General features: G+C 66.5%; 21 protein-coding genes and 1 riboswitch. Of the genes, 10 read left to right on the forward strand and 11 right to left on the reverse strand.

Features of this window, described 5'->3' with window-relative positions; genetic code table 11:
- Positions 1-241: 241 nt before the first annotated feature.
- Entirely contained in the window at positions 242-1,087 is an 846-nt protein-coding gene (locus tag V3596_RS10590; protein ID WP_334277689.1) for a prohibitin family protein, read from the reverse strand.
- A 162-nt stretch (positions 1,088-1,249) separates the two neighbouring features.
- Here V3596_RS10590 and V3596_RS10595 point away from each other — a divergent pair, with 162 nt between their 5' ends.
- Positions 1,250-2,011 carry a ProQ/FinO family protein gene (locus V3596_RS10595; RefSeq protein WP_334277690.1) on the forward strand — a complete coding sequence of 254 codons (762 nt, stop codon included), beginning with the start codon at positions 1,250-1,252 and terminating at the stop codon, positions 2,009-2,011.
- Here V3596_RS10595 and V3596_RS10600 read toward each other — a convergent pair.
- Positions 1,968-2,363 carry a rhodanese-like domain-containing protein gene (locus tag V3596_RS10600; protein ID WP_334277691.1) on the reverse strand — a complete coding sequence of 132 codons (396 nt, stop codon included), beginning with the start codon at positions 2,361-2,363 and terminating at the stop codon, positions 1,968-1,970. The two genes, V3596_RS10595 and V3596_RS10600, sit on opposite strands and share 44 nt — an antisense overlap.
- 31 nt (positions 2,364-2,394) lie before the next feature.
- On the opposite strand from V3596_RS10600, the gene V3596_RS10605 reads away from it, so the two are divergent.
- Positions 2,395-3,450: a homocysteine S-methyltransferase family protein gene (locus tag V3596_RS10605; protein WP_334277693.1), complete on the forward strand. Its 1,056-nt coding sequence runs from the start codon at positions 2,395-2,397 to the stop codon at positions 3,448-3,450.
- Here the strand turns inward: V3596_RS10605 and V3596_RS10610 are convergent, their stop codons facing one another.
- Positions 3,451-4,653: an HD-GYP domain-containing protein gene (locus V3596_RS10610; RefSeq protein WP_334277694.1), complete on the reverse strand. Its 1,203-nt coding sequence runs from the start codon at positions 4,651-4,653 to the stop codon at positions 3,451-3,453.
- A gap of 76 nt (positions 4,654-4,729) precedes the next feature.
- Positions 4,730-4,847: riboswitch (S-adenosyl-L-homocysteine riboswitch) on the forward strand.
- 60 nt (positions 4,848-4,907) lie between these two features.
- Here V3596_RS10610 and metH point away from each other — a divergent pair.
- Together metH and V3596_RS10620 are read left to right on the forward strand one after the other, a co-directional pair.
- Positions 4,908-7,643: a methionine synthase gene (gene metH / locus V3596_RS10615; protein ID WP_334277695.1), complete on the forward strand. Its 2,736-nt coding sequence runs from the start codon at positions 4,908-4,910 to the stop codon at positions 7,641-7,643.
- Positions 7,644-7,740: 97 nt separating this feature from the next.
- Positions 7,741-8,262 carry a glycine zipper 2TM domain-containing protein gene (locus tag V3596_RS10620; protein ID WP_334277696.1) on the forward strand — a complete coding sequence of 174 codons (522 nt, stop codon included), beginning with the start codon at positions 7,741-7,743 and terminating at the stop codon, positions 8,260-8,262.
- Positions 8,263-8,285: 23 nt separating this feature from the next.
- Here the strand turns inward: V3596_RS10620 and nudC are convergent, their stop codons facing one another.
- The 4 genes from nudC to V3596_RS10640 are packed head-to-tail and all read right to left on the reverse strand — an operon-like array spanning position 8,286 to position 12,825.
- Entirely contained in the window at positions 8,286-9,089 is an 804-nt protein-coding gene (nudC, locus tag V3596_RS10625; protein ID WP_334277697.1) for an NAD(+) diphosphatase, read from the reverse strand.
- Between the two features lie 4 nt (positions 9,090-9,093).
- Positions 9,094-10,605: a YifB family Mg chelatase-like AAA ATPase gene (locus V3596_RS10630; RefSeq protein WP_334277698.1), complete on the reverse strand. Its 1,512-nt coding sequence runs from the start codon at positions 10,603-10,605 to the stop codon at positions 9,094-9,096.
- A 40-nt stretch (positions 10,606-10,645) separates the two neighbouring features.
- Complete coding sequence (locus tag V3596_RS10635; protein ID WP_334277699.1) at positions 10,646-12,217, reverse strand: spermine/spermidine synthase domain-containing protein; 1,572 nt, start codon at positions 12,215-12,217, stop codon at positions 10,646-10,648.
- Positions 12,214-12,825 carry a fused MFS/spermidine synthase gene (locus V3596_RS10640; protein WP_334277700.1) on the reverse strand — a complete coding sequence of 204 codons (612 nt, stop codon included), beginning with the start codon at positions 12,823-12,825 and terminating at the stop codon, positions 12,214-12,216. The genes V3596_RS10635 and V3596_RS10640 overlap by 4 nt, the downstream gene beginning before the upstream one ends.
- A gap of 286 nt (positions 12,826-13,111) precedes the next feature.
- On the opposite strand from V3596_RS10640, the gene V3596_RS10645 reads away from it, so the two are divergent.
- From V3596_RS10645 to gshA, 4 genes are all read left to right on the forward strand, one after another.
- A complete protein-coding gene (locus tag V3596_RS10645; RefSeq protein WP_334277701.1) occupies positions 13,112-13,837 on the forward strand; it encodes a TorF family putative porin in 726 nt (241 codons plus the stop codon).
- Positions 13,838-13,875: 38 nt separating this feature from the next.
- A complete protein-coding gene (glnK, locus tag V3596_RS10650; protein WP_282827551.1) occupies positions 13,876-14,214 on the forward strand; it encodes a P-II family nitrogen regulator in 339 nt (112 codons plus the stop codon).
- Between the two features lie 28 nt (positions 14,215-14,242).
- Positions 14,243-15,766, forward strand: a complete 1,524-nt coding sequence (gene amt / locus V3596_RS10655) for an ammonium transporter (protein ID WP_334277702.1) — start codon at positions 14,243-14,245, stop codon at positions 15,764-15,766.
- A 176-nt stretch (positions 15,767-15,942) separates the two neighbouring features.
- The gene (gene gshA / locus V3596_RS10660; RefSeq protein WP_334277703.1) at positions 15,943-17,238 is read left to right on the forward strand and encodes a glutamate--cysteine ligase; all 1,296 of its coding nucleotides are present in this window, start codon (positions 15,943-15,945) and stop codon (positions 17,236-17,238) included.
- An 11-nt stretch (positions 17,239-17,249) separates the two neighbouring features.
- Here gshA and V3596_RS10665 read toward each other — a convergent pair whose 3' ends face one another.
- Positions 17,250-18,011: a hypothetical protein gene (locus V3596_RS10665; protein WP_334277704.1), complete on the reverse strand. Its 762-nt coding sequence runs from the start codon at positions 18,009-18,011 to the stop codon at positions 17,250-17,252.
- A 69-nt stretch (positions 18,012-18,080) separates the two neighbouring features.
- The gene (locus V3596_RS10670; RefSeq protein ID WP_334277705.1) at positions 18,081-19,169 is read right to left on the reverse strand and encodes a DUF2332 domain-containing protein; all 1,089 of its coding nucleotides are present in this window, start codon (positions 19,167-19,169) and stop codon (positions 18,081-18,083) included.
- 145 nt (positions 19,170-19,314) lie between these two features.
- On the opposite strand from V3596_RS10670, the gene V3596_RS10675 reads away from it, so the two are divergent.
- Complete coding sequence (locus V3596_RS10675; RefSeq protein WP_334277706.1) at positions 19,315-19,659, forward strand: DUF4870 domain-containing protein; 345 nt, start codon at positions 19,315-19,317, stop codon at positions 19,657-19,659.
- A gap of 4 nt (positions 19,660-19,663) precedes the next feature.
- On the opposite strand, the gene V3596_RS10680 is transcribed toward V3596_RS10675, so the two are convergent.
- A complete protein-coding gene (locus tag V3596_RS10680) occupies positions 19,664-20,152 on the reverse strand; it encodes a glutathione peroxidase (RefSeq protein WP_334277707.1) in 489 nt (162 codons plus the stop codon).
- 217 nt (positions 20,153-20,369) lie between these two features.
- Here V3596_RS10680 and V3596_RS10685 point away from each other — a divergent pair, with 217 nt between their 5' ends.
- The gene (locus V3596_RS10685; RefSeq protein WP_334277708.1) at positions 20,370-21,302 is read left to right on the forward strand and encodes a hypothetical protein; all 933 of its coding nucleotides are present in this window, start codon (positions 20,370-20,372) and stop codon (positions 21,300-21,302) included.
- A 55-nt stretch (positions 21,303-21,357) separates the two neighbouring features.
- Here the strand turns inward: V3596_RS10685 and lplT are convergent, their stop codons facing one another.
- On the reverse strand, positions 21,358-22,638 hold the full coding sequence (gene lplT / locus V3596_RS10690; protein ID WP_334277709.1) for a lysophospholipid transporter LplT: 1,281 nt from the start codon (positions 22,636-22,638) through the stop codon (positions 21,358-21,360).
- Positions 22,639-22,790 lie beyond the last annotated feature (152 nt).

A 22,790-nucleotide genomic window follows, 5' to 3' on the forward strand; every position in this document is an offset into this window, starting at 1 on the left:
GAAGATCAGGCCGCCAGCGGGCATGCGCAGGTTCGGCCGCGGATAGGGGTGGGTACTGGAGCGAAGTAAAGGCGGAGGCCGAAGGCCGGGGGACATGAGCGCAAGTACCCACCCCTGTCCGTGGCAGCGCATAGGAGCCTCCGTCAAAAGAATGGCAGCAATGTGACGCTTCCAGACACCCCTCGGCACTTGCATGAGCCAAGGGGGGCATCCTTCCGGATCGACCCCTTGGTCGCATGGTTCATTGCTTTGTGGCGCTGCCGCCCGAATTCAGCTGGATGAAGGGCGTACCGCCACCGGTGTAGTGGGGCAGGCGGCCGTCCCACTTCTTGATCGCGTCGGACTCGTTCTCCAGCTGCTTCAGGCGCAGCAGTTCGGGCGTCACTTCCAGCCGCTTGGCTTTCAAGGATTCGGCTTCACCGCGGGCCTTGGCCAGTGCCTGCTCGGCTTCCACCTTGATGCGCTCCAGGTCACGCTCGGCGGTGAGCTTCTTCTGCTCTGCTTCGACCTTGGCTTCGATGGCCTTGTCGAACACAGCGGAGAAGTCGTAGTTCACTGCGGCCAGCGAGTCCACGATCACGCCATGGCGCTTCAGGCGCTGTTCCAGGGCGTCGCGGATCTTGCTGCTGACCTCGGTGCGCTTGGTCACCAGCTCTTCGGCGGTGTACTGGGCGGCAATGGCCTTGGTGGCTTCCTGAGCGGCCGGCTCGATCACGCGGGCGGCCACGGCATGCTCGTTGCCAATGGCCTGGTAGGTCTGCGACACGAGGGCTGGGTCCAGGCGCCAGTTCAAAGCCGCTGAAACAGCCACCTGCTGCAGGTCTTTCGATGCGGCAACGCCCTTGCCCTCGTTCTTCTGAAGGCGCACATCGATCATGTGCACCCGGTTCACGAACGGCATGACGAAATGCAGGCCCTCGCCCAGCGGCTCGGGATCGACCTTGCCAAAGGTGGTGATCACGCCGCGCGTACCCGACTGCACGATGCGCACGGGGTTGATCATGCTGACCAGGATGACGACGGCCAGGACGCCGACTGCGATCTTGGGCAGGGCGCCGAAGCGCGACGGTGATGACGAGGAATACATGGCTCCTTCTCCTTCTGAGGGGTTGTAGTGAGGCTTGCAGCGTAGCGGCGAGCGGGCGCATCGCACGCTGACATCGGATGAATGGCTGGCACAAGGACATGAGCTGCGTGGACAATACGCCCCTTTCCCGACCGAACTGGCCCGCGCGCCGATCCTGCATTCATGACCGAGACCACCCCCACGCCCGAGGCTCCTGCCAACGAGGAAACCCAGGTAAACGAGGCTGCCGAAGCGACGGAAGCAGCAGACGCGGCGCATGCCGGTGAAGCACCGGAAACGACGGAAGCCGGCGCCGTTGCTGCCTCCACGCTGAGCCCCGCCGAGGTGGCCTCGCAGCTGAAGGCGCTGTTCCCGGCCCTGTTCACCGGCATGCAGAAGCCCCTGAAGCTGCGCATCCAGGCCGACATCCAGCAACGTGCGCCGGGCAGGTTCACCAAGGCCCAGCTCTCAGCCTTCCTGCGCCGCCACACGGGCAGCACCGGCTACCTGATCGCCCTGGGCAAGGCCACGCATCGCTACGACCTGGACGGCCAGCCTGGTGACGAGCTCCTGGAAGAGCACCGCCTGGCCGCCCGCGAGGAACTCAAGCGGCGCCGCGGCGTGCAGCAGGAGCGCGAGGCGCTGGAGAACCAGCAGCGCAACAACCGCGCCCAGCTCCTGCGCGATTTCCAGCGCACCACGCTGACCGAAGCCAATTTCTGCGTGCTGAAAGGCCTGACCCTGGAAGAGCTGCCCGGCATCCTCGAGATTGCCAGGAAGGAAGCCGCCGAGCGCCCGCCCGAGATGGAACAGCGCCCGCGCGAGCCGCGCCCGGACCAGCGTCGCCAGCCGCAGCGCCGAGAAGGCGGCGGCCGGCCCGGCGCCAACCCCAGCACCGGCCCTACATCTGCTCCCAAGGCAGGCCGTCGAAACGCCAGCCGCTGAGGCGGCCGCGCTGGAAGTTGGCGTCGAGTTCACCCTCGAAACCATGCAGCACGTTGACCACCTCGGTGAAGCCGGCGGCCTCCAGGGCCTCGCCGGCCGCCACGGTGCGCTGGCCTGAGCGACAGATCAGGACCACCGGCGTGTCCAGCCGATCGCGCGCTTCGCGCCGCACCTGGGCCACGAACTGCGCGGCATCCGCCTGCATCTCCGGGTATTCATACCAGGCCAGGTGCACCACGCCCGGCGGATGGCCCACATAGAGGTATTCCAGCTCCATGCGGATGTCCAGGAACAAAGCCTCGGGCCTTCGTTGCAGGAAGGCGTGAGCGTCCTTCGGTAACAGGTGCTGCATGGGGTCTTGCCTGGTTTCCTACAATGGGCACATGAAGAACGCCTCCATCCGCTACACGCGCGGCGCCCAGCTGCCGGACATTCTGCAACAACGGATCGCCATCCTGGATGGCGCCATGGGCACGATGATCCAGCGCTACAAGCTGGGCGAGGCCGATTACCGCGGTGAGCGCTTCGCAAATCACCACAAGGACCTCAAGGGCAACAACGACCTGCTGGTCTTGACCAAGCCCGAAGTGATCTCCGAGATCCACGAGCAGTACCTGGCCGCCGGCTCCGACATCATCGAGACCAACACCTTCGGCACCACCTCGGTGGCGCAGGAAGACTACGAGCTGGGCGAGTACGCCTACGAGATGAACGTGGCCGCCGCCCGGCTGGCCCGCGCCGCCTGCGACAAGTACTCGACGCCCGAGAAACCGCGCTTCGCCGCCGGCGCCCTCGGCCCCACGCCGCGCACCGCCTCGATCAGCCCGGATGTGAACGACCCCGGCGCCCGCAATGTCGATTTCGACACCTTGCGCGCCGCCTACTACGAGCAGGCCAAGGGCTTGCTGGAAGGCGGCGTCGACCTGTTCCTGGTCGAAACCATCTTCGACACACTGAACGCCAAGGCCGCCATCTTCGCGCTGGACGAGCTGATGGAAGACACGGGCGAGCGCCTGCCGGTGATCATCTCCGGCACGGTGACCGATGCTTCCGGCCGCATCCTCTCGGGCCAGACCGTGACCGCCTTCTGGCATTCGGTGCGCCATGCCAAGCCGCTGGCCATCGGCCTCAATTGCGCGCTCGGTGCCACGCTGATGCGGCCCTACATCGAGGAGCTGGCCAAGGTGGCCGGCGCCACGGCGATCAGCTGCTACCCGAACGCCGGCCTGCCCAACCCGATGAGCGACACCGGCTTCGACGAAACACCGGACGTGACCGGGCGGCTGATGGAAGAGTTCGCCAAGTGCGGCTTCCTGAACATCGCCGGCGGCTGCTGCGGCACGACGCCGGGCCATATCGCCGCCATCGCCAAGCAGGTGTCGGCCTACAAGCCACGCGTCAGCGGGCAGAAGTTCTTCAGCGAGCTGGTCGAGGCTTGATCAATACAGTTTGAGCAAGCGTTCCATATTGACGTGCAGCTTGAGCTCGTGGGGCGCCAGGCTGGCCGCCACGGCCTGTGCGGCCAGGCGGGTGTCGCGCGGCACCGGCTCGCTCAAGGGGTTGCCGCTCTTGCCGATCAATGAGGCCACCAGCGGCTCATTGGCGCTGTGGCCGCGCTTGGCGACAACGCCCATTTCGTTGTTGGCCAGGCGCACCAGGCTGCCCGGCGGATAGAGCCCCACGGCCTTGATGAGCGCCGCGCCCGCCTCGTCGGGCTTCTGCAATTCGTCCAGGTAGACCGCGCGGGCCGCAGCACCCGCTGACATCGCCTTGCGCGAACGGCGCGGCGACAGGCGGGCGGCAAAGATGTCGATGCGACGAAGCATGCGCGCCAGCTGCTCGGCGCCACCCCGGCCCGCCAAGGCCCCCGGGCCCGCTTCATGGCGCAGCATCAGGGTCTGCAACCAGAGTTCGTCTTGCACGCCCAGCGTGCGCAAGAGTTGCGGCGCCGTGGCGGCGCGCTGCCGCACTTCCTCGCGCTGCGCCTCCGTGAGCGCATCGTCGCGGGCACAGAGCCGGTCCTGCAGTTCGCTGATCGCGATATTCATGCTCAGGGCCGCGCGGGTCAGTGAGCCGCGCCATTCCTCGCGCCAGCCCAGGTTGCGCGCGCAGAGCTCGGCCAGCAGCAGGCACAGGAGGCCATGCTTGGCGCTGTACTGCTGGTACTCGTGGCTGACATCGAAGACCAGGCGCATCAGCATCGCATCGGCGTTCTGCTGCACGCGGGCCATCATCTCGCCATAGTGCAGCTCGAAGCGGTTGGCGAAGTCTTCCGGCTTCGGGTCGCGCAAGAGCGTGTGCACATGCAGGATCAGATCGACCCAGGCCGCCTGGTCGCTGAAGCTGACCGGGCCGCGCTTGGCCAGCGTTTCCGGGCGGTAGTCCGCCTTGGCACCGGCGATGCTGCCCAGGGTGGCACCCTGGTGCATCATCGTGTCCATCTTGTGGTTGAGTGCCTTCTGGTATTCCTTGGTCTCGTGCGCCTGCACATAGGCGCCGCGCTCGATCAGCGCCTGCACCTGCGGCGTGTTGGGCAGCACCTGGCCCGAGGCGAACAGCAGCTTGCCGCTCGCATCGCGCAGCGAGAAGCCCAGCACCTGGCCGATGCGCAGTGAGTTCGGTGGAAGATGGATGAGGTCCAAGGATTTACGCTCCCGTTCTTTCACGATTGTCGGCCTTGACGGACATCTGCTGAAGCCCTGCGCGTAAAATCCCGCACGGTCCGAGGAGCGTTGCGACGAGGGGCTACCCCAGGGCAGCCCGCCGCCAGGCTTGGACCGGACGGCCGATCACCCCGGATTCACCCGATGGCCGTCTCCAACGACGCTCACCGAACCCTGTATTCCCTGGGGGCCGCGGTGAGTGCGCGGCCCGATCTGAAGCTCCTGAGGCCGCCATGACCGCATCCACCGCCACCCGCCCCGCACCGATGAAGCTCTCCGGGCTTGAGCCGGTGCTGATCGGCGAAGGCAGCCTGTTCGTCAACATCGGCGAGCGCACCAACGTCACCGGCTCCAAGGCCTTTGCCCGCATGATCCTGGCCGGCCAGTTCGAGGAAGCGCTGGCCGTGGCCCGCCAGCAGGTCGAGAACGGCGCGCAGGTCATCGACGTGAACATGGACGAGGCCATGCTGGACAGCAAGGCGGCCATGGTGCGCTTCCTGAACCTGATCGCCTCCGAGCCCGAGATCGCTCGCGTGCCCATCATGATCGACTCGTCCAAGTGGGACGTGATCGAAGCCGGCCTCAAGTGCATCCAGGGCAAGGGCATCGTCAACTCGATCTCGATGAAGGAGGGCGAGGCCGAGTTCCGCCGCCAGGCCAATCTGGTGCGCCGCTACGGCGCCGCCGCCGTGGTGATGGCCTTCGACGAGAAGGGCCAGGCCGACACCTTCGAGCGCAAGATCGAGATCTGCGAGCGCGCCTACAAGATCCTCGTGGACGAAGTCGGCTTCGACCCCGAGGACATCATCTTCGACCCCAACATCTTCGCCATCGCCACCGGCATCGAGGAGCACGACAACTACGCGGTCGACTTCATCAATGCCACGCGCTGGATCAAGCAGAACCTGCCCGGCGCCAAGGTCTCGGGCGGCGTCTCCAACGTGTCGTTCAGCTTCCGCGGCAACGACCCGGTTCGCGAGGCCATCCACACCGTCTTCCTGTATCACGCTATTCAAGCCGGCATGGACATGGGCATCGTCAACGCCGGCATGGTGGGCGTGTACGACGACCTGGAGCCGGTGCTGCGCGAGCGCGTGGAAGACGTGGTGCTGAACCGCCGCCCGGACAGTGGCGAGCGCCTGATCGAAGTGGCCGAAAGCGCCAAAGGCGCCGCCAAGGACGATTCGGCCCGTTTGGCCTGGCGCGCTGGCGACGTGAATGCGCGGCTCTCGCATGCGCTTGTGCATGGCATCACCGACTTCATCACCGAAGACACCGAGGAATGCTGGCAGGCAATCAAGGCCACCGGTGGCCGGCCGTTGCACGTGATCGAAGGCCCGCTGATGGCCGGCATGAATATCGTGGGCGACCTGTTCGGCCAGGGCAAGATGTTCCTGCCGCAAGTGGTGAAGAGCGCGCGTGTGATGAAGTCCGCCGTGGCCCACCTGATTCCCTACATCGAGGAAGAAAAGCGCCAGCTCGAAGCGGCCGGCGGCGACGTGAAACCCAAGGGCAAGATCGTCATCGCCACCGTCAAGGGTGACGTGCACGACATCGGCAAGAACATCGTCACCGTGGTCCTGCAGTGCAACAACTACGAGGTCGTCAACATGGGCGTGATGGTCCCGTGCCAGGACATCCTGGCCAAGGCCAAGGTCGAGGGCGCCGACATCATCGGCCTCTCCGGCCTGATCACGCCGAGCCTCGAAGAGATGCAGCATGTGGCGGCCGAGATGCAGCGCGACGACTACTTCCGCATGAAGAAGATCCCGCTCTTGATCGGTGGCGCCACCTGCAGTCGCGTGCACACAGCCGTCAAGATCTCGCCGCACTACGAAGGCCCGGTGGTCTATGTGCCGGACGCCTCGCGCTCGGTGGGCGTCTGCTCAGAGCTCCTGAGCGACGAGCGCGCCGCGCGCTTCATCGCCGAGCTCAAGGCCGACTACGACAAGGTGCGCGAGCTTCACGCCAACAAGAAGCAGACGCCACTGGTCACGCTGGCCGCCGCGCGCGCCAACAAGACCAAGGTCGACTGGGCGGGCTACCAACCGCCGGCGCCGAAATTCATCGGCCGTCGCGTCTTCAAGAACTACGACCTGGCCGAGCTGGCGCAACACATCGATTGGGGCCCGTTCTTCCAGACCTGGGACCTGGCCGGCCCTTTTCCCGCCATCCTGAAGGATGAAGTCGTCGGCACCGAGGCACAACGCGTGTTCAGCGACGGCAAGCGCATGCTGCAGCGCCTGATCGAAGGCCGCTGGCTGACCGCCAATGCGGTGCTGGGCCTCTACCCGGCCGCGCAGGTGAATGACGACGATATCGAGATCTACAAGGACGAGAGCCGCAGCGAGGTATTGATGACCTGGCACGGCCTGCGCATGCAGTCGGAGCGCCCGGTGGTGGACGGCGAGATGCGCCCCAACCGCTGCCTGTCCGACTACATCGCTGCCAAAGGCAGCGTGCCTGATTACATCGGCATGTTCGCCGTTACCGCCGGCATCGGCTGCGACAAGAAGGAAGCGCAGTTCCTTGCCGATCATGACGACTACTCGGCCATCATGCTGAAGGCCCTGGCCGACCGCCTGGCCGAAGCGCTGGCCGAACGCCTGCACCAGCGCGTGCGCACCGAGTTCTGGGCCTATGCGTCCGATGAAGCGCTGTCCAACGAAGACCTGATCGCCGAGAAGTACCGCGGCATCCGCCCGGCGCCCGGCTACCCGGCCTGCCCCGACCATCTGGTCAAGGCCGAGATGTTCCGCGTCTTGACGCCGGAAGAGATCGGCATGGGCCTGACTGACAGCATGGCCATGACGCCCGCTGCCAGTGTGTCGGGCTTCTACATGGCGCACCCCGAGGCGAGTTACTTCAATGTCGGCCGCATCGGCGACGACCAGGTGCAGGATTGGGCCGCTCGCATGGCGCTGGACCAGCGCGATGCCGAGCGGGCGCTCGCGCCGCTGCTCGGCTAGTCACATCCTCTTGCATCTCCAAGCCCGCTGCGGCGCCACCGGCGCTCGCAGCGTGACAAGCTTTCGGCCGTAGTTCTGATAACGAGAGGCCCAGCCCATGAAGTTCCCCCTCACTGCCAGCCAGACCATTGCCTCCATCGCCATCGCCGGCGGCTTGCTCGGCGGCGCCTTCGCGCTGGGCAAGATGAACAGCAGCAGCAGCACGCCACCGGGGCCACAGGCGGCGACCGATGACAGCAAGGCGGCGCGCGCCAAGCCCTCGGCCCCGGCGGCCAAGGCCGATCTGTGCAAGGGCTGCCTGCGCGTCGTGGAAGTGCACACCGAGGAGCGCACCAGCAAGACCAGCGGCGTGGGCGTCGTCGGTGGGGCCGTCATCGGCGGCCTGATCGGCAACCAGATCGGCGGCGGCAACGGCAAGAAGCTCGCCACCGTGGGTGGCGCCGTTGCCGGCGGCTATGCCGGCAACGAGATCGAGAAGCGCCGCAACACGCACAAGGTCTGGGTGGTCAAGCTGCAAGCCGATGACGGCACGACACAGACGCGCGAGCAGGCCAGCAACCCAAACCTGCAGGCCGGCGACGTGGTCGAACTGCGCCAGGGACAGCTGCTGCGCCGCTGAAGCGGCGCACGCTGCCTGAGCGCTCAGCCCCTTGAGCGCAGCCAGTCCGCCGTGTCGCGGATCAGGTGGCCGGAGATGCTGAAGCGCGGCGGAATGCCGGGCAGCTCGTCGATGTCGAACCAGCGGGCATCCTCGATCTCGCCTGGCTGGGGCACGATCTCGCCACCCACCCATTCGGCCGTGTAGGCCACCATCAGGCTGTGCGGAAAAGGCCAGCTCTGGCTGCCGTAGTAGCGCAGGCCTTGCACTCGTACGCCCACCTCCTCGGCCACCTCGCGGTGCACGCACTCTTCCAGCGTCTCACCCGCCTCGACAAAGCCCGCCAGCGCGCTGTATGAGCCGGGCGTGTAGCCGGGCGATCGGGCCAGCAGCAGCTCGCGGCCGCGCCAGATCAAGGCCATCATGGCTGGATTGATGCGCGGGTAGACCGTGTGCTGGCAGGACGGGCAACGCCGCGCGCGCTCGTTCGGTACCGGCGCCGTCGGGGTGCCGCAGACACCGCAGAAGGCGTGCGCACGGTCCCATTCCAGCACCTGTGCGGCCCGCGAAGCCAGGGCCATCAGCGGCTCGGGCAGGACCCGCATCGCGGCGCGCAAGGGATGCGCTTCCCAGCCACTTGGAACTTCGTCCAGCCGCATGGTCCAGCTGTCCAGCGCACCCAGCCGGCCCAGGTAGTGGCGCGGCGCCGCAGCTGGCGGCTCGCTGGGGCGCAAGACCTGGCCCTCCTGCAGCAGCAGCTGGCCATCGACGAAGGCAAAGCACCAGGCCTCGACCGAGGCAGGTGCGAGCGGCGCGGTGGCCGGGACGAAGAGATCGTTGTCGCTCATGCCATCAGGCTACAGGAAAGCCGCGCCGCAGTTGCACTGCCTCGGCCAGATGGCCGGTCGTGATCAGGGTTTCATCGGCCAGGTCCGCCACGGTCCGGGCCACTCGCAACACGCGGTGGTAGCTGCGCGCCGACCAGCCGAGGCTGGTGGCCGTCTTGTCCAGGAAGCGCGCCTCGGCCGCGCCCAGGTGCGCATGCTGGTCCAGCGCCTGGGCCGCCAGGCGGGCGTTGCTGCAGCCCTGGCGATGCAGGGCACGCGCCCGCGCCGCGGCGACGCGGGCGGCAACCTCGGCGCTGCTTTGGCCTCCTGCCGCGCTGGCCATCGAGGCCGGCGCCACCGCCGGCACCTCGATGCGCAGGTCGATGCGGTCCAGCAGCGGCCCGCTGAGTCGGCCTTGGTAGCGGCTCACCTGTTCCGGCGTGCAGCGGCAGGCCTGCACCTGGCTGCCATGATGGCCGCACGGGCAGGGGTTCATCGCCGCCACCAGCTGGAAGCGGGCCGGGAACTCCGCATGTCGGGCCGCGCGGGCAATCAGGATGCGCCCTGTTTCCAGGGGCTCGCGCAAGGCCTCAAGGGCCGTCCTTTGAAATTCGGGGAATTCATCCAGGAAGAGCACGCCGTGCTGTGCCAGGGAAATCTCGCCCGGCCGCGGCGGCGAACCACCGCCCACCAGCGCCACACTGGAAGCACTGTGATGCGGCGACCTGAACGAGCGACGCCCCCAACGCGCTGGCATGAAGGCGCCGGCCAGGCTGAGCACGGCAGCCGATTCCAGCGCCTCCTCATCATCCAGCGGCGGCAGCAAGCCGGGCAGACGCTGGGCCAGCATCGACTTGCCGCTGCCCGGCGGGCCAATCAAGAGCAGGCTCAGCTCGCCAGCCGCGGCGATCTCCAGCGCCCGCTTGGGCGCGGCCTGGCCCTTGATGTCACGCAGGTCCGGGCCTGGCTCCGCCGCCTGCCGGGGCGCCGCCTGGGCGCGGGGAAGCTGCTGCTCAGCAGCCGGCAGCAGGCAGGCCACCAGGTCGAGCAGATGCGCCGCCTCTCGCACGTCCACGCCTTCGACCAGCGATGCCTCCGCCGCACTGGCCACTGGCAAGAGCAGGCGCCGCGGCGAAGCCTCGCGCCGCAAGGCCAGCGCCATGGCCAGCGCGCCGCGCACCGGGCGCAGATGCCCGGCCAGCGAGAGCTCGCCGGCGCACTCAAAGCCATCGAGCCGGCTTGCATCGAGCTGGCCACTGGCCGCCAGGATGCCCAGCGCAATCGGCAGGTCGAAGCGCGCGCCCTCCTTGGGCAGGTCGGCGGGCGCCAGATTGACCGTGATCCGCTTGTCATGGGGAAAGGCCAGGCCACTGCTCTGCAAGGCGGCCCGCACCCGCTCACGCGCTTCCTTGACCTCGGTATCGGCCAGGCCCACCAGGGTGAAGCTGGGCAGGCCGTTGGCCAGATGCACTTCGACACTGACCGGCGCCGCGGCCAGGCCGTCGAGCGCGCGGCTGTGGATCACGGCCAATGACATGGACGCTCCCCTTGTGAGTTAGCAAATGCCGGCGATTGTGCTACGGCGTTGGCGGCAGCAGGGGTGCCAGCAGGCCGAACAGCGGCGGCTGCCCATGGCGGTATTCGCTGATCATGTTCAGATCCGTGATCACCATCGGCGGCACCGCACCGGCGTTGGCCTGAAGGTACTCCGCTGCCGGCTGCAGGGGTTCATTCAAGAGCTTCCAGGCCACGTGAGGCTTGGTGAACAAGGCTTCGCCAAAGCTTGGCTTACCGCCGGTGCGGCAGGCACGCAGGACGGCCTCTGCATCGGGCCGGCGTTGCAGCGCAGCGGCGCTCATGTAGGCGAAGTTGCCGTAGCGGATGACGTGCGGAAATACGGCCAGCGCCGTGGCATACGCATCGCGACTGCTGGTGGTGTTCATGGCCGCAACGCCACCGGGCGCCAGATGCCTGCCCAGCTCGCTCAGGTACTCGTGCGACAGCAGGAGCGTCGTGTACGCGCGCCAGTGGAAGGTGGTGTTCTGGAAAATCAGGTCGTACTGCGCCTGCGGATGCGCTCGCAGCCAGCGCCGGCCATCGTCGATGTGCAGGCGCACGCGTGGGTCGCTCAGGAGCGGCGCCACCGCCGGATAGCGCGAGATCATTTCGCGGTAGCCCGGGTTGATCTCCACCACGTCAACCTGCTCGACACCTGGAAAGCCCAGGATGACCTCGGTCCAGGCCCCGGTGGACAGGCCGATCACGAGCACCCGGCGAGGCTTGTTGTGCAGCAGCGCCATCAGGTAGGCACGGTCCAGTCCGTTCGAGTTCTGTGCCATGTCGACATTGATGCGGCCGTCATAGGCGTTGCCACCATAGGTGGTGTCGCTGTCGTCGCCGTGGGTGACATGCAGGATGCCGTGCTTGTTCTGGATCAGGTGCGCCAAGGGTGCGTCGCCCTGCCAGGGCTCGGCGACCTTGTCGATGACGACCAGGGGGTGCACGACCAGGACCAGGCCCAGCGCCAGCAACGCCGCCGGCATGGCGAACCAGCTGACGCGCCGCTGCGGCGTTGCAGCGAGCGTCAACAAGCCCAGCAGCGCCGTCGCGCCACACACCAGCGCCCAGACGCTCTCGACCCGCAGCACATCCAGCAGCCAGAAGCCGGTGATCAGGGGGCCAAGTGCCGAGCCCATGACATTGGCCAGATAGACACGCGACACCGAGCGACCGAGGTCAGCTTCGGCCGTCGCGGAGCCGAGGTGATGGACGATGGGGAACAGAACGCCCTTGGCGCCTGCGGTCACCGCGATCATCAACACCAGGCCGGCCAGGCGAATTGGCGAATTGCCAAGCAACGGCGCCATCAGTTGCAGGGCGACCAGGTCCAGCGCCGCGGCCCAGCACAGCGCCCGTGCCGCCGAAGCCAGCACGGCTGGACTGTTCGCACAGATGCGCCGCCCGACGACGGCACCAATGGAGATGCCCAGCAGAAAGGCCGCCAGCACGATGGCGAAGGCCTGGGGTCGCCCCTGCTGCCCGAAGGAGAGCAGCCGGACCCAGAGGATTTCCTGGCTCAGCGACAGCAGACCGACGCTGAAGGACAAGGCCAGGGCCAGACGGCGCAGCCCGGTTTGGTTCTCGTTCATGCCGCGGCCCTCCCGCGCAGAGCGCTGGCAACGATCAGGCTTGCTACGGCATTGAGCGCGGCCGCCAGCCAGACGGCCTGACGCAGGTCCAGCCAATACAGCAGGAAGAAGCCAATGGCCAGCGCGCCAGTGGCCGCGCCCAGGGTGTTGATGAAATACAGCGTGCCCGTGGACACGCCCACATTGCCCGAGCTCCGCCAGGCATGAGCGACCAGCATTGGCAGCGTCGCGCCCATGCAGACGGTGGGCAAGAGGAGCAGGGCAAAGCTCAGGGCCGCCGCCGCCGGCCTCGACAGCCCGGCGAACAGGGCTGCGCAAGCCTGCAGCAGGTCCACGCTGACCAGGCCATAGGCCGCGATCGCGCCCTCGAACAGGCAAAAGGCCAGGAGGATGCGGGCCGGCCAGCGATCAGCCAGCGCACCTCCCAGCAGGGCACCGAGACCCAGGCCCAGCATGAAGGTCGAGACCACGATGGTCACCGACTCGATGTCGACCCCGATCACCACGAAGAGCAGGCGTTGCCAGGCCAGTTGGTAGACCAGCGCCGCAAAGCCGGAGAGGAAGAAGGCGGTGGCCACCCGCAAGGTGGCACGAGATCGCTGGCTCAAGAATGACCTCCGGATGTTCGTATCGCGGCCGATGCTAACCCGGCGCAAGCCCTTGCCGTCCCGACCCCATCCGCACGCTTGTGGGGCGCGCACCAGACTGGCGCAAGCGGCGCAAATGAGCCATTGTGGTGCACCGCGACCACCCGATACGGCACGTGAGCCCTGCCTTCCCCGGGGGCACAGCCCCTGGAACGGACCAAACCGGTGCTGGCACGGAAGCTGCAAGAGCTGGCTTGAAATCCTGTTTGCCATCCTGACCCATTCCCCCAATCAAGGAGTCCTGCGAATGAAGCAACAACTTGCCACCCTGGCCCTGGCCCTTTCCGCTGCACTGCCCGCTTTTGCCCAGGAAGCAGCCGCACCGGTCGATCCCTTGTCCTTCAATGTCAGTGTCACCACCGACTACCGCTACCGCGGCATTTCGCAGACCCGCCTGAAGCCGGCCCTGCAGGGCGGCGCCGATTACGCTTCGCCGAGCGGCTTCTACATCGGCGCCTGGGGCTCCACGATCAAGTGGATCAAGGACGCGGGCGGCGATGCCCCGGCCGAAGTCGACGTCTACGCCGGCTACAAGACCGAAGTCTCCAAGGACCTGCTGCTGGACGTCGGCGTGCTGCAGTACTACTACAGCAAGAACAAGCTGAACCCCAGCGCCAACACGCTGGAGCTCTACGGTGCCCTGACCGCCGGCCCGGTCACGGGCAAGCTGTCGTACAGCACCAGCAATCTGTTCGGCTTCGCCGACAGCAAGGGCAGCCTCTACCTCGACCTGAGCGCCAGCTTCGACCTCGGCGACGGCCTGATGCTCACCCCGCACCTGGGCCGCCAGGAAGTGCGTCACAACAAGACGTACAGCTACACCGACTACAGCCTCGCCCTGTCCAAGGACTTCAGCGGCCTGGTGGTCTCGGGCGCCGTCATCGGCACCGATACCGACGCCTATGTCGGCGGCCCCTCGTCCAAGAACCTGGGCAAGGCCGGCCTGGTCCTGTCGCTCAAGAAGAGCTTCTGAAGAAACAAGCGCACGTCGCACGCACGGAGTAACCCACCATGAAACTGATCACCGCCGTCATCAAGCCCTTCAAGCTTGACGAAGTGCGCGAAGCCCTCAGCGCCATCGGCGTGCAGGGCCTGACCGTCACCGAGGTCAAGGGCTTCGGCCGCCAGAAAGGCCATACCGAGCTGTACCGCGGCGCCGAATACGTCGTCGATTTCCTGCCCAAGGTGAAGATCGAAGCGGCGGTGGCCGACGACGTGGTGGAGCAGGTGATCGAGGCCATCGAGTCCTCGGCCCGCACCGGCAAGATCGGCGACGGCAAGATCTTTGTCTCGCCGCTGGACCAGGTCGTGCGCATCCGTACCGGCGAGACCGGCACGGACGCTCTTTGACAACAAGAAGCCTGTTGGAGAACAAACGATGAAGAAACTTCTCGCCTCCCTGGCCCTGGCCGCTGCGGTCTTCGCGCCCGCCGCCTGGGCCCAGGATCAGGCCGCTTCGGCTCCCGTGGCTGCTTCGGCAGTCGTTGCTGCTGCTGACGCGGCATCTGCAGCCGCACCGGCCGCCTCGGCTCCCGCTGAAGCGGCTTCGGCCGCCGCACCGGCACCCGTGCCCAACAAGGGCGACACCGGCTGGATGCTGCTCTCGACCCTGCTCGTCATCCTGATGACGGTGCCGGGCCTGGCGCTGTTCTATGGCGGCCTGGTCCGCAGCAAGAACATGCTGTCGGTGCTGATGCAGGTGATGGTCGCGTTCTCGCTGATCGTCGTGCTGTGGGTGCTCTACGGCTACAGCTTCGCGTTCACCGAGGGCAACCAGTTCATCGGCGGCACCGACCGGCTGTTCATGAAGGGCCTCTGGGACAACGTCGCCGGCACCTTCGCCACTGGCGCCACCTTCAGCAAGGGTGTGCCGATGTACGAGATGGTGTTCGCCGCCTTCCAGGCCACCTTCGCCGGCATCACGGCCTGCCTGATCGTCGGTGCCTTCGCCGAACGCATCAAGTTCTCGGCCGCCCTGCTCTTCCTGGCCCTGTGGTTCACCTTCAGCTACCTGCCGATTGCCCACATGGTCTGGTTCTGGGCGGGCCCGGACGCCTACACCAGCGCCGCCGTGGTCGATGAGATGAACGCCAAGGCCGGCATGATCTGGCAATGGGGCGCGCTGGACTTCGCCGGCGGCACGGTGGTGCACATCAACGCCGCTGTGGCTGGCCTGGTGGGCGCCTTCATGATCGGCAAGCGCGTCGGCTACGGCAAGGAGGCGTTCACGCCTCACAGCCTGACGCTGACCATGGTCGGTGCCTCGCTGCTGTGGGTGGGCTGGTTCGGCTTCAACGCCGGCTCGGCACTGGAAGCCAACGGCTTCGCTGCCCTGGCCTTCATCAACACCTTCGCTGCCACGGCTGCCGCCGTGCTGGCCTGGTGCATCGGTGAAGCGCTGATGAAGGGCAAGGCTTCGATGCTGGGTGCAGCCTCGGGTGCAGTGGCTGGCCTGGTGGCGATCACGCCGGCAGCCGGCAACGTCGGCATCGGTGGTGGCCTGGTCATCGGCTTCGTCGCCGGCTTCGCCTGCCTGTGGGGTGTCACCGGCCTGAAGAAGGTGATCGGTGCCGACGACTCGCTGGACGTGTTCGGCGTGCACGGTGTCGGCGGCATCGTCGGCGCCCTGCTCACCGGCGTGTTCAACTCGCCCGCCCTGGGAGGCCCGAGCGCCGTCGGCGACTGGGTCACGGTGGCCATGATCGCCCCGGACGCCTACAGCATCGGCGCCCAGGTGCTGACGCAAGCCAAGGCCGTCGGCGTGACCATTGTCTGGTCCGGCGTGGTCTCCGTGATCGCCTACAAGATCGTCGACCTGGTGCTGGGCCTGCGGGTCAGCGAGGAAGACGAACGCGAAGGCCTGGACATCACCTCGCACGGCGAGACGGCCTATCACAAATGATCTACACGCAAGCCCGCCAAAGGGCTTGAGACCGCTCAAGAGCCGCCTTCGGGCGGCTCTTTTCATTGCGCAATCGGATCGCCCCGCCAGACCCGGGCCTTGATTCCCTGACTTGCGCCCCTATCTGCGCCAGTCCCTAGAATGAGCCGACACCCAGCTCCAAGAAGCCGCACGCCATGGTTCCCCACCTCATCACCGCTCTGAATGGTCCGATCAACGAGCTGGAGCAGCGCATCCTGGAGTCGATGCCGGCCATCGAACGATGGTTCCGCCTGGAATGGATGGAACACACGCCGCCCTTCTACACCTCGGTGGACGTGCGCAATGCCGGCTTCAAGCTGGCACCGGTGGACACCAATCTCTATCCCGGCGGCTTCAACAACCTGACGCCCGAGATGCTGCCGCTGGCCGTACAGGCGGCAATGGCAGCCATCGAAAAGATCTGCCCCGAGGCCAAGAACCTCCTGCTGGTGCCTGAAAAGCACACGCGCAACACCTTCTACCTGAGCAATGTCGCCACCCTGGTCCGCATCTTCACGCAGGCCGGCCTGAACGTGCGCCTGGGCACGCTGGACGAAACCATCACCGAGCCGACGCCGCTCAACCTGGCCGACGGCACGACGCTGACGGTCGAGCCGCTGATCCGCAACCGCGGCCGCGTGATGCTCAAGGACTTCGATCCTTGCACCGTGCTGCTGAACAACGACCTCTCGGCCGGCATTCCCAGCGTGCTGGAGAACCTGCACGAGCAATACCTGCTGCCGCCGCTGCATGCCGGCTGGGCCGTGCGCCGCAAGACCAAGCATTTCGCCGCCTACAGCAATGTGGCCAAGAAGTTCGCCAAGCTGCTGGGCATGGACCCGTGGCTGATCGACCCGATGTTTGCCGGCGCCGGTGAGCTGAATTTCGCCGACGGCACCGGCATCGAGGCCCTGCAGTCGCAGACCGACGCGCTGCTCACCAAGATCCGCCGCAAGTACAAGGAATACGGCATCCAGGACAAGCCCTTCGTCATCGTCAAGGCCGATGCCGGCACCTACGGCATGGGCATCATGACCGTGCGCGACGCCAAGGACCTGGAAGCGCTGAACCGCAAGGCCCGCAACAAGATGAGCGTGATCAAGGACGGCCAGGAGGTCTCCGAGGTCATCATCCAGGAAGGCGTGCCGACCAATGAACGCGTGAACGATGCCGTGGCCGAGCCGGTTGTCTACATGATGGACCGTTACGTCGTGGGCGGCTTCTACCGCGTGCATGCCGAGCGCGGCGTCGACGAGAACCTGAACGCCCCCGGTGCCAGCTTCGTGCCCCTGGCTTTTGCCGAGAGCTCGCAACTGCCCAAGCCCGGCGAGAAACCGGGCGTCAGTGCGCCCAACCGCTTCTATATGTACGGCGTGATCGCCCGCCTGGCCATGCTGGCGGCCAGCTACGAACTCGAGGTCACCGACCCCGAGGCCGAGATCTACGCCTGAGCCGCTTCAGCTCAGGACTGAAGCTTGAGCACATGGGTCGTGCGGGCCTCGTTCTTGCCGACCGTGCCCGAACCCTGGTTGCGTGATTCGCTCTTGAGCAGCACCAGGCGGTCGGCCTGCAAGCCGTAGTGATGCTCGTCTTCGCTTTGCTGCTCGAAACTGAAGACCAGGAAGGCACGGCCTGATACCGACTCCCGGGTCTTGGCCGCCAGCGGCAGGCCTTGCGGGCCGACCCACAGCTCCAGCGTGGCGGCGTATTTCTTGACGGCATCTGCAAACTGGCCGCTCATCTTTGGCTTCTCGAGCTCGAAGCTCAGCAGCGTCGCCGGCTTGCCCTGCCAGCTGTCGGCCTTCTCGCCCTTGAGCTTGGCGCGGTCCAGCAGGCGGCTCAAGCGGGCGGCCGGGTTGAGCAGCTCGCGCAGCGAAGCCGGCGACAGCCTGCCCATGCCGCTCGAAGCCGGCGTCTTGGACTTGGGATCGGCGGCCTTGGCCTGCTCCTCGGCCTCGGCCTTCTGAAGGAGCTCGCGGGCAAAGGCCACGCGCAGGCCTTGCGGACCGTCTTCGACCTGCACCGCAGCCTCGCCGACCGACTCCTCCAGGTCCTTGCCTTCGCCATTGCGGCTGAGCGACTTGACCTCGATGGTCGCCTTCAAGGGGCTGAGGGCCGGCTTGGCCAACTGGGCGCGCAGCTCGGACAGGGTATCGGCCTGGCTGGCCAGTGGTGCGGCCACCAGCGCGGCGGCAAGAATGCAGCGGGACTTCGTCATGAGCATGGCGGCTCCTCCTCGGCTCTTTGTCATTCGGTGCGACCAGCGCACGGCCGCCGCAGTATAGGGAGCCATTCAGGGCGCGAGCCACTGCAGCCAGCGACCATGCGGATGCGACCAGGCCAGGGCGCGGTGCTGCAGCTCCCCGGCCTCGGCCCATTGCAGGCTCCATAGCGTGGCGCTGGCTTCGTCTGCCAGCGGGGCCGGCCTGGCCAGGCCCGGTGCATGCGAGCCCGGCAGTTCGGCATTGAGCCAGATGAGGCCACGCCCGCGCACCAGGGCGGCGACGGCTTCGACATGCCGCTGCAAATCTTCTGCGCTGAAGTAGTAGAGCACCCAGCTGTTGAACAGCACCGGCTGCACGCCAGGCGGCAGTTGATCAAGCCATTCCCGCAAGAGGTCCAGGCCCGAGGCGGCCTGCTGCACGCGATGAGCTGCGACGCGAGCGAGCTCGATGGCCTGGTCCAGGCGCAGGGCGCGCTCGCGTTCGCTTGGCCAGACGCAGGCGCGCAGCCAGCGCACCGCGTCTTCGTCGCCCAGGGCGATGGCCGACGGATCCATGCCCATGCGCTCGACCAGTCGAAAGCCCGCGGCCTCGCGCGGCAGCGGCGCATCGCCCCGCCACTCGCAATGGATCAACGGCCGGCCGGGTTCGGCCGCAGCACCTCGCTGGCAGGAGCCGTAGTCGTAGCGGTACTGATCAACGCCCAGGTTCAGCCCGGCGCTGCAGCCGAAGTCGAACAGCGCCAGGTCCTGCCTACCCGATTGCGCGGCTATCGCCTGCAGCGCGGGCCAGAGCGCGGCGCAGCGGCCGATCTCGTTCGTCTGCGTGTTGCGACGGCGCAGCGATTCGAGCAGGCCAGCCCGCTCCTGATCGACGAAATCCAGCAGCGCCGGCAGCAGGTCCGGATCTGGCGCCCGCGTACCGCCGACGCTCGGGTAGTAGGCCGCCAGCGCATGGTCGGCGCCGCTCAGGATCCGCTCGTGCAAGCTCGCCAGCAGCAGCACCGGCTTTTGCTGCGTGGGCGGCGCATGCTCCATCAAGGCCAGCAGCGCCGGCGACTCGGCCACGCTGCTGCAAATCGCCTGGTAGAGCGGGTCGTGCGGGCATTCATGCGTTGCAAAGTGGCGGAACTGCGCAGCGAGCGAGGGGCTGGGTTTCATGCCCCGCAGCCTAAGCGCGTTGGCCGTGAAGCCGTGCAGCCAATCCGGCATGGAGCGATGCCCGGCACGGGGGTTTGCGCCAATGACGGATCACATCCCCGGTCCGACACTGCCGCCCAACAAGCCATCCCCGGAGCACCACCCCATGAACGACGTCACCACCTCGAACAGCGACGACCGCACCATGGCCATCCTGGCCCATATCGGCGGCCTGTTCACCAGCTGGGTGGCGCCTCTGATCATCTATCTGATCAAGAAGAGCGAGCCCGACGGCGCCTTTGCCACCGACCAGGCCAAGGAAGCGCTGAACTTCCAGTTGACGATCTTCATCGCCTACTTCGTCTGCGCCGTGCTGACCGTGATCCTGATCGGCATCCTGCTGTTCTGGGTGGTCGGCCTGGTGAACCTGGTGCTGTGCATCGTCGCCGCCGTCAAGGCCAGCAACGGCGAGCACTACCGCTATCCGTTCGCGATCCGCTTGATCAAGTAAAAGGTCAGGCCGCCAAAGCGGCCTCAATGTCCGCTCGCATCTTCTCGGGCTCATCGTTGGGCGCATAGCGCTTGATGACCTGGCCGTTGCGGCCGACCAGGAACTTGGTGAAATTCCACTTGATCGCCTCGGTGCCCAGGATGCCCGGCTTCTCACCCTTGAGCCATTGCCACAGCGGGTGCGCGTCTTTGCCGTTCACCTTGACCTTGGCCATCATCGGGAACGACACGCCGTAGTTCAGCTCGCAGAACGAGGCAATATCGCCGTTGCTGCCCGGGTCCTGGCCGCCGAACTCGTTGCTCGGGAAGCCGATCACCACCAGACCGCGCGCCGCATAGTCTTTCCACAGCTGCTCCAGGCCCTTGAACTGCGGCGTGAAGCCGCAGGCGCTGGCCGTGTTGACGATCAGGAGCACCTTGCCACGCTGGCTGGCCAGGTCGGCCGGCTTGCCCTCGATCGACAGGGCCTGAAAGTCGTAGAGGCTCTGAGCCATGCGCTGCTCCAGTGAATGAAGCGGCGATGCTAGCCCGGGTTGGGTGGCTGCAACACTTGGTGTTGTCCCCCTCAACAGGCTCTGGCAAAGCGCGGTCAGACCAGACAACATGCGCCAGGGTTTTACCCCTGGCGCGCCCAAGGGGCTAAGCCTTCCAATCGGGGCGCCGCCCAATCCCCCGCCCAGTCTCGATAGTTTTGCGATATGGAGCCCGCTCTTGGATCACCTGGCCTGTTTCTCGCCCGACGATTTGCGCTCCAAACCGGCCCTTCTTGAAGGCCAACGCTGGCGCCTCCTGGCGCAAGGCGATTCCTGGTTCTCGGTTGCCGCGGCGCAAGCCCACGGCAGCCTGCTGCAGGAGCTGATGTTCAAGCAGCCGGCCGTGGCCGTGAACTGCGCTGGCAGCGGCGATGCGCTGTCGCACATGGTCGACCTGGAGTCGGCGCCCGAGTTCGTTCGCCTGCTCACCGCAGCCGACGCGCCCGTATGGGACGGCATCCTGCTGTCGGTGGGTGGCAATGACGTGATTGCCGCCGCACAAACGCCGGCGCATCTGGAGGACGGCAGCGCCGTGCCGCTGGAAAAGCGCCTGCTGCGCCGCCAGACCGAATGGGGCCCGCCGTCCGCTGGCGTGGCCCGCTACTTCTCCGAGCCCGGCTGGGCAACCTTTGCCGAGTACCTGAAGACCAATCTGCGCCATCTGCTGACCTTGCGCGAGCAAGGTCCCAGCGCCGGCAAGCCGATCTTCCTGCATTGCTACGCCGTGCCGCTGCCACGCCCGGCCGCCGCCTCCGATGGCCGCGGCCCCTGGCTCTACCCGACGCTGAAGGCCTATGCCGTGCCTGCGGCCGACTGGTTGGCCGTCAGCCGCCTGATGGTGATGCACCTGGCCCAGCTCTTGAAGAGCCTGGCGGCCGACAAGGAGAACTTCCCCGGCCTGCATGTGTTCGACAGCACGGCCGTACCCCTCGCCCTGGCCGCACCGGGTTCCACCGGCATCAGCGGCGATTGGCACAACGAGATCCATCTGAACCACAGCGGCAGCTTCAAGATCGGCCGCGCCTGGTCGGATGCGATCGACGCGGTATTCAACAAGCCGGTCAAGCCGCCACCGGCGCCGGGGCGGCGAGGCGCCGCATCGGCAGCCTGACAAATGAGAAGACCGCCCACCGGCGGTCTTTTTCCTTGGGGCGCAAAGCCTTGCTTCAGTGGCCGCCGTCCGAGCGGGCCAGCTCCATCAGCCGCGCCAGCTCCTGCGGATGCTTGGCGCAGTTGCTGATGTGCCAGCGGCGGATCAGCCACATGGTGCCGGCCACGATCAGGCCGAACACCGCAATGGCGGCAAAGGCCGACATGCCGCCCTTGGTCATGCCGGTGTAGAGCGCGCCGAGCGCCAGGATGCAGGCCTGCTCGTTGAAGTTCTGCACCGCAATCGAGCGGCCGGCACCCATCAGGTTGTGGCCGCGGTGCTGCAGGAGCGCATTCATCGGCACGACCAGGTAGCCTCCCACCAGGCCCAGGAAGATCAGGAAGGGAATGGCCACCCAGATATTGGTCGCCACGTTCAGGCCCATCACCAGGAGGCCCATGGCGATGCCCAGGGGGATCACCGAGGTGGCCTTGTCCAGCCGCATGTAGACCGAAGCCACCACGGCGCCGGCTGCGGTGCCGATGGCCACCACGCCGCCGAGGTTGGAGGCCTGCGTGGTGCTGTAGCCCAGCGCTGCCGCGGCCCAGGGGAACAGGATGATGCGCAGATTGCCCGACACACCCCAGAACAGCGTGGTCGTGGCCAGCGAGATCTGGCCCAGCTTGTCCTGCCACAGGCGCGAGTTGCAGGAAGCGAAGTCGCGCACCAGCTCCAGCGGGCTGTTCGACAGCGGCTGCAGCGGCGTCTCGGTGCGCGGGATGTAGAGATTGAAGACGGCCGCCACCAGGTACAGCAGAATCAGGCTGCAGATGGCGGCTTCGGGCGCGGTGTCTATGCCGGAATCGAAGAACGGGATGTCGACGCCCAGCAGCATGGGCGAGAGCTGCGGCCCGACCAGCTGGCCGCCCAACAGGATGCCCAGAATGATGGAGGCGATCGTCAGGCCCTCGATCCAGCCATTGGCCTTGACCAGTTGCGAGGGTGGCAGGAGTTCGGTGAGGATGCCGTACTTGGCGGGCGAATAGGCCGCAGCCCCCAGGCCCACGACCGAATAGGCCAGCAGCGGATGCATGCCCAGGAGCATCATCAGACAGCCCGCCACCTTGATCGTGTTCGAATAGAACATGACCTTGCCTTTGGGCACGGCATCGGCGAACGCGCCCACAAAGGGCGCCAGGAGCACATAGAAAAGCGCAAACATCGGCCCCAGGGCCGGAATCTGCCAGGCGGGTGCCTGGGTGCTCTTCAACAGTTCGATGGCTCCGACCAGCAATGCCTGATCAGCCAGCGAGCTGAAGAACTGCGCTGACATGATGGTGTAGAAGCCTTTTTTCATTTACCCATCGATAACTGCGGGGGTCTGCCCTGCACCCGGTGGGCACAAGCTCTCTCGATCGCGTCGCTGCCGAAACACCATTTCGGGGCCTCGCACAGCAGCGGGTTTATAGCATGCCCCCCTTAGGTGGGACGGTTGGGAGCCCCGCAATC

Source organism: Roseateles microcysteis, assembly GCF_036880965.1.
Lineage (GTDB): Bacteria > Pseudomonadota > Gammaproteobacteria > Burkholderiales > Burkholderiaceae_C > JAUASW01.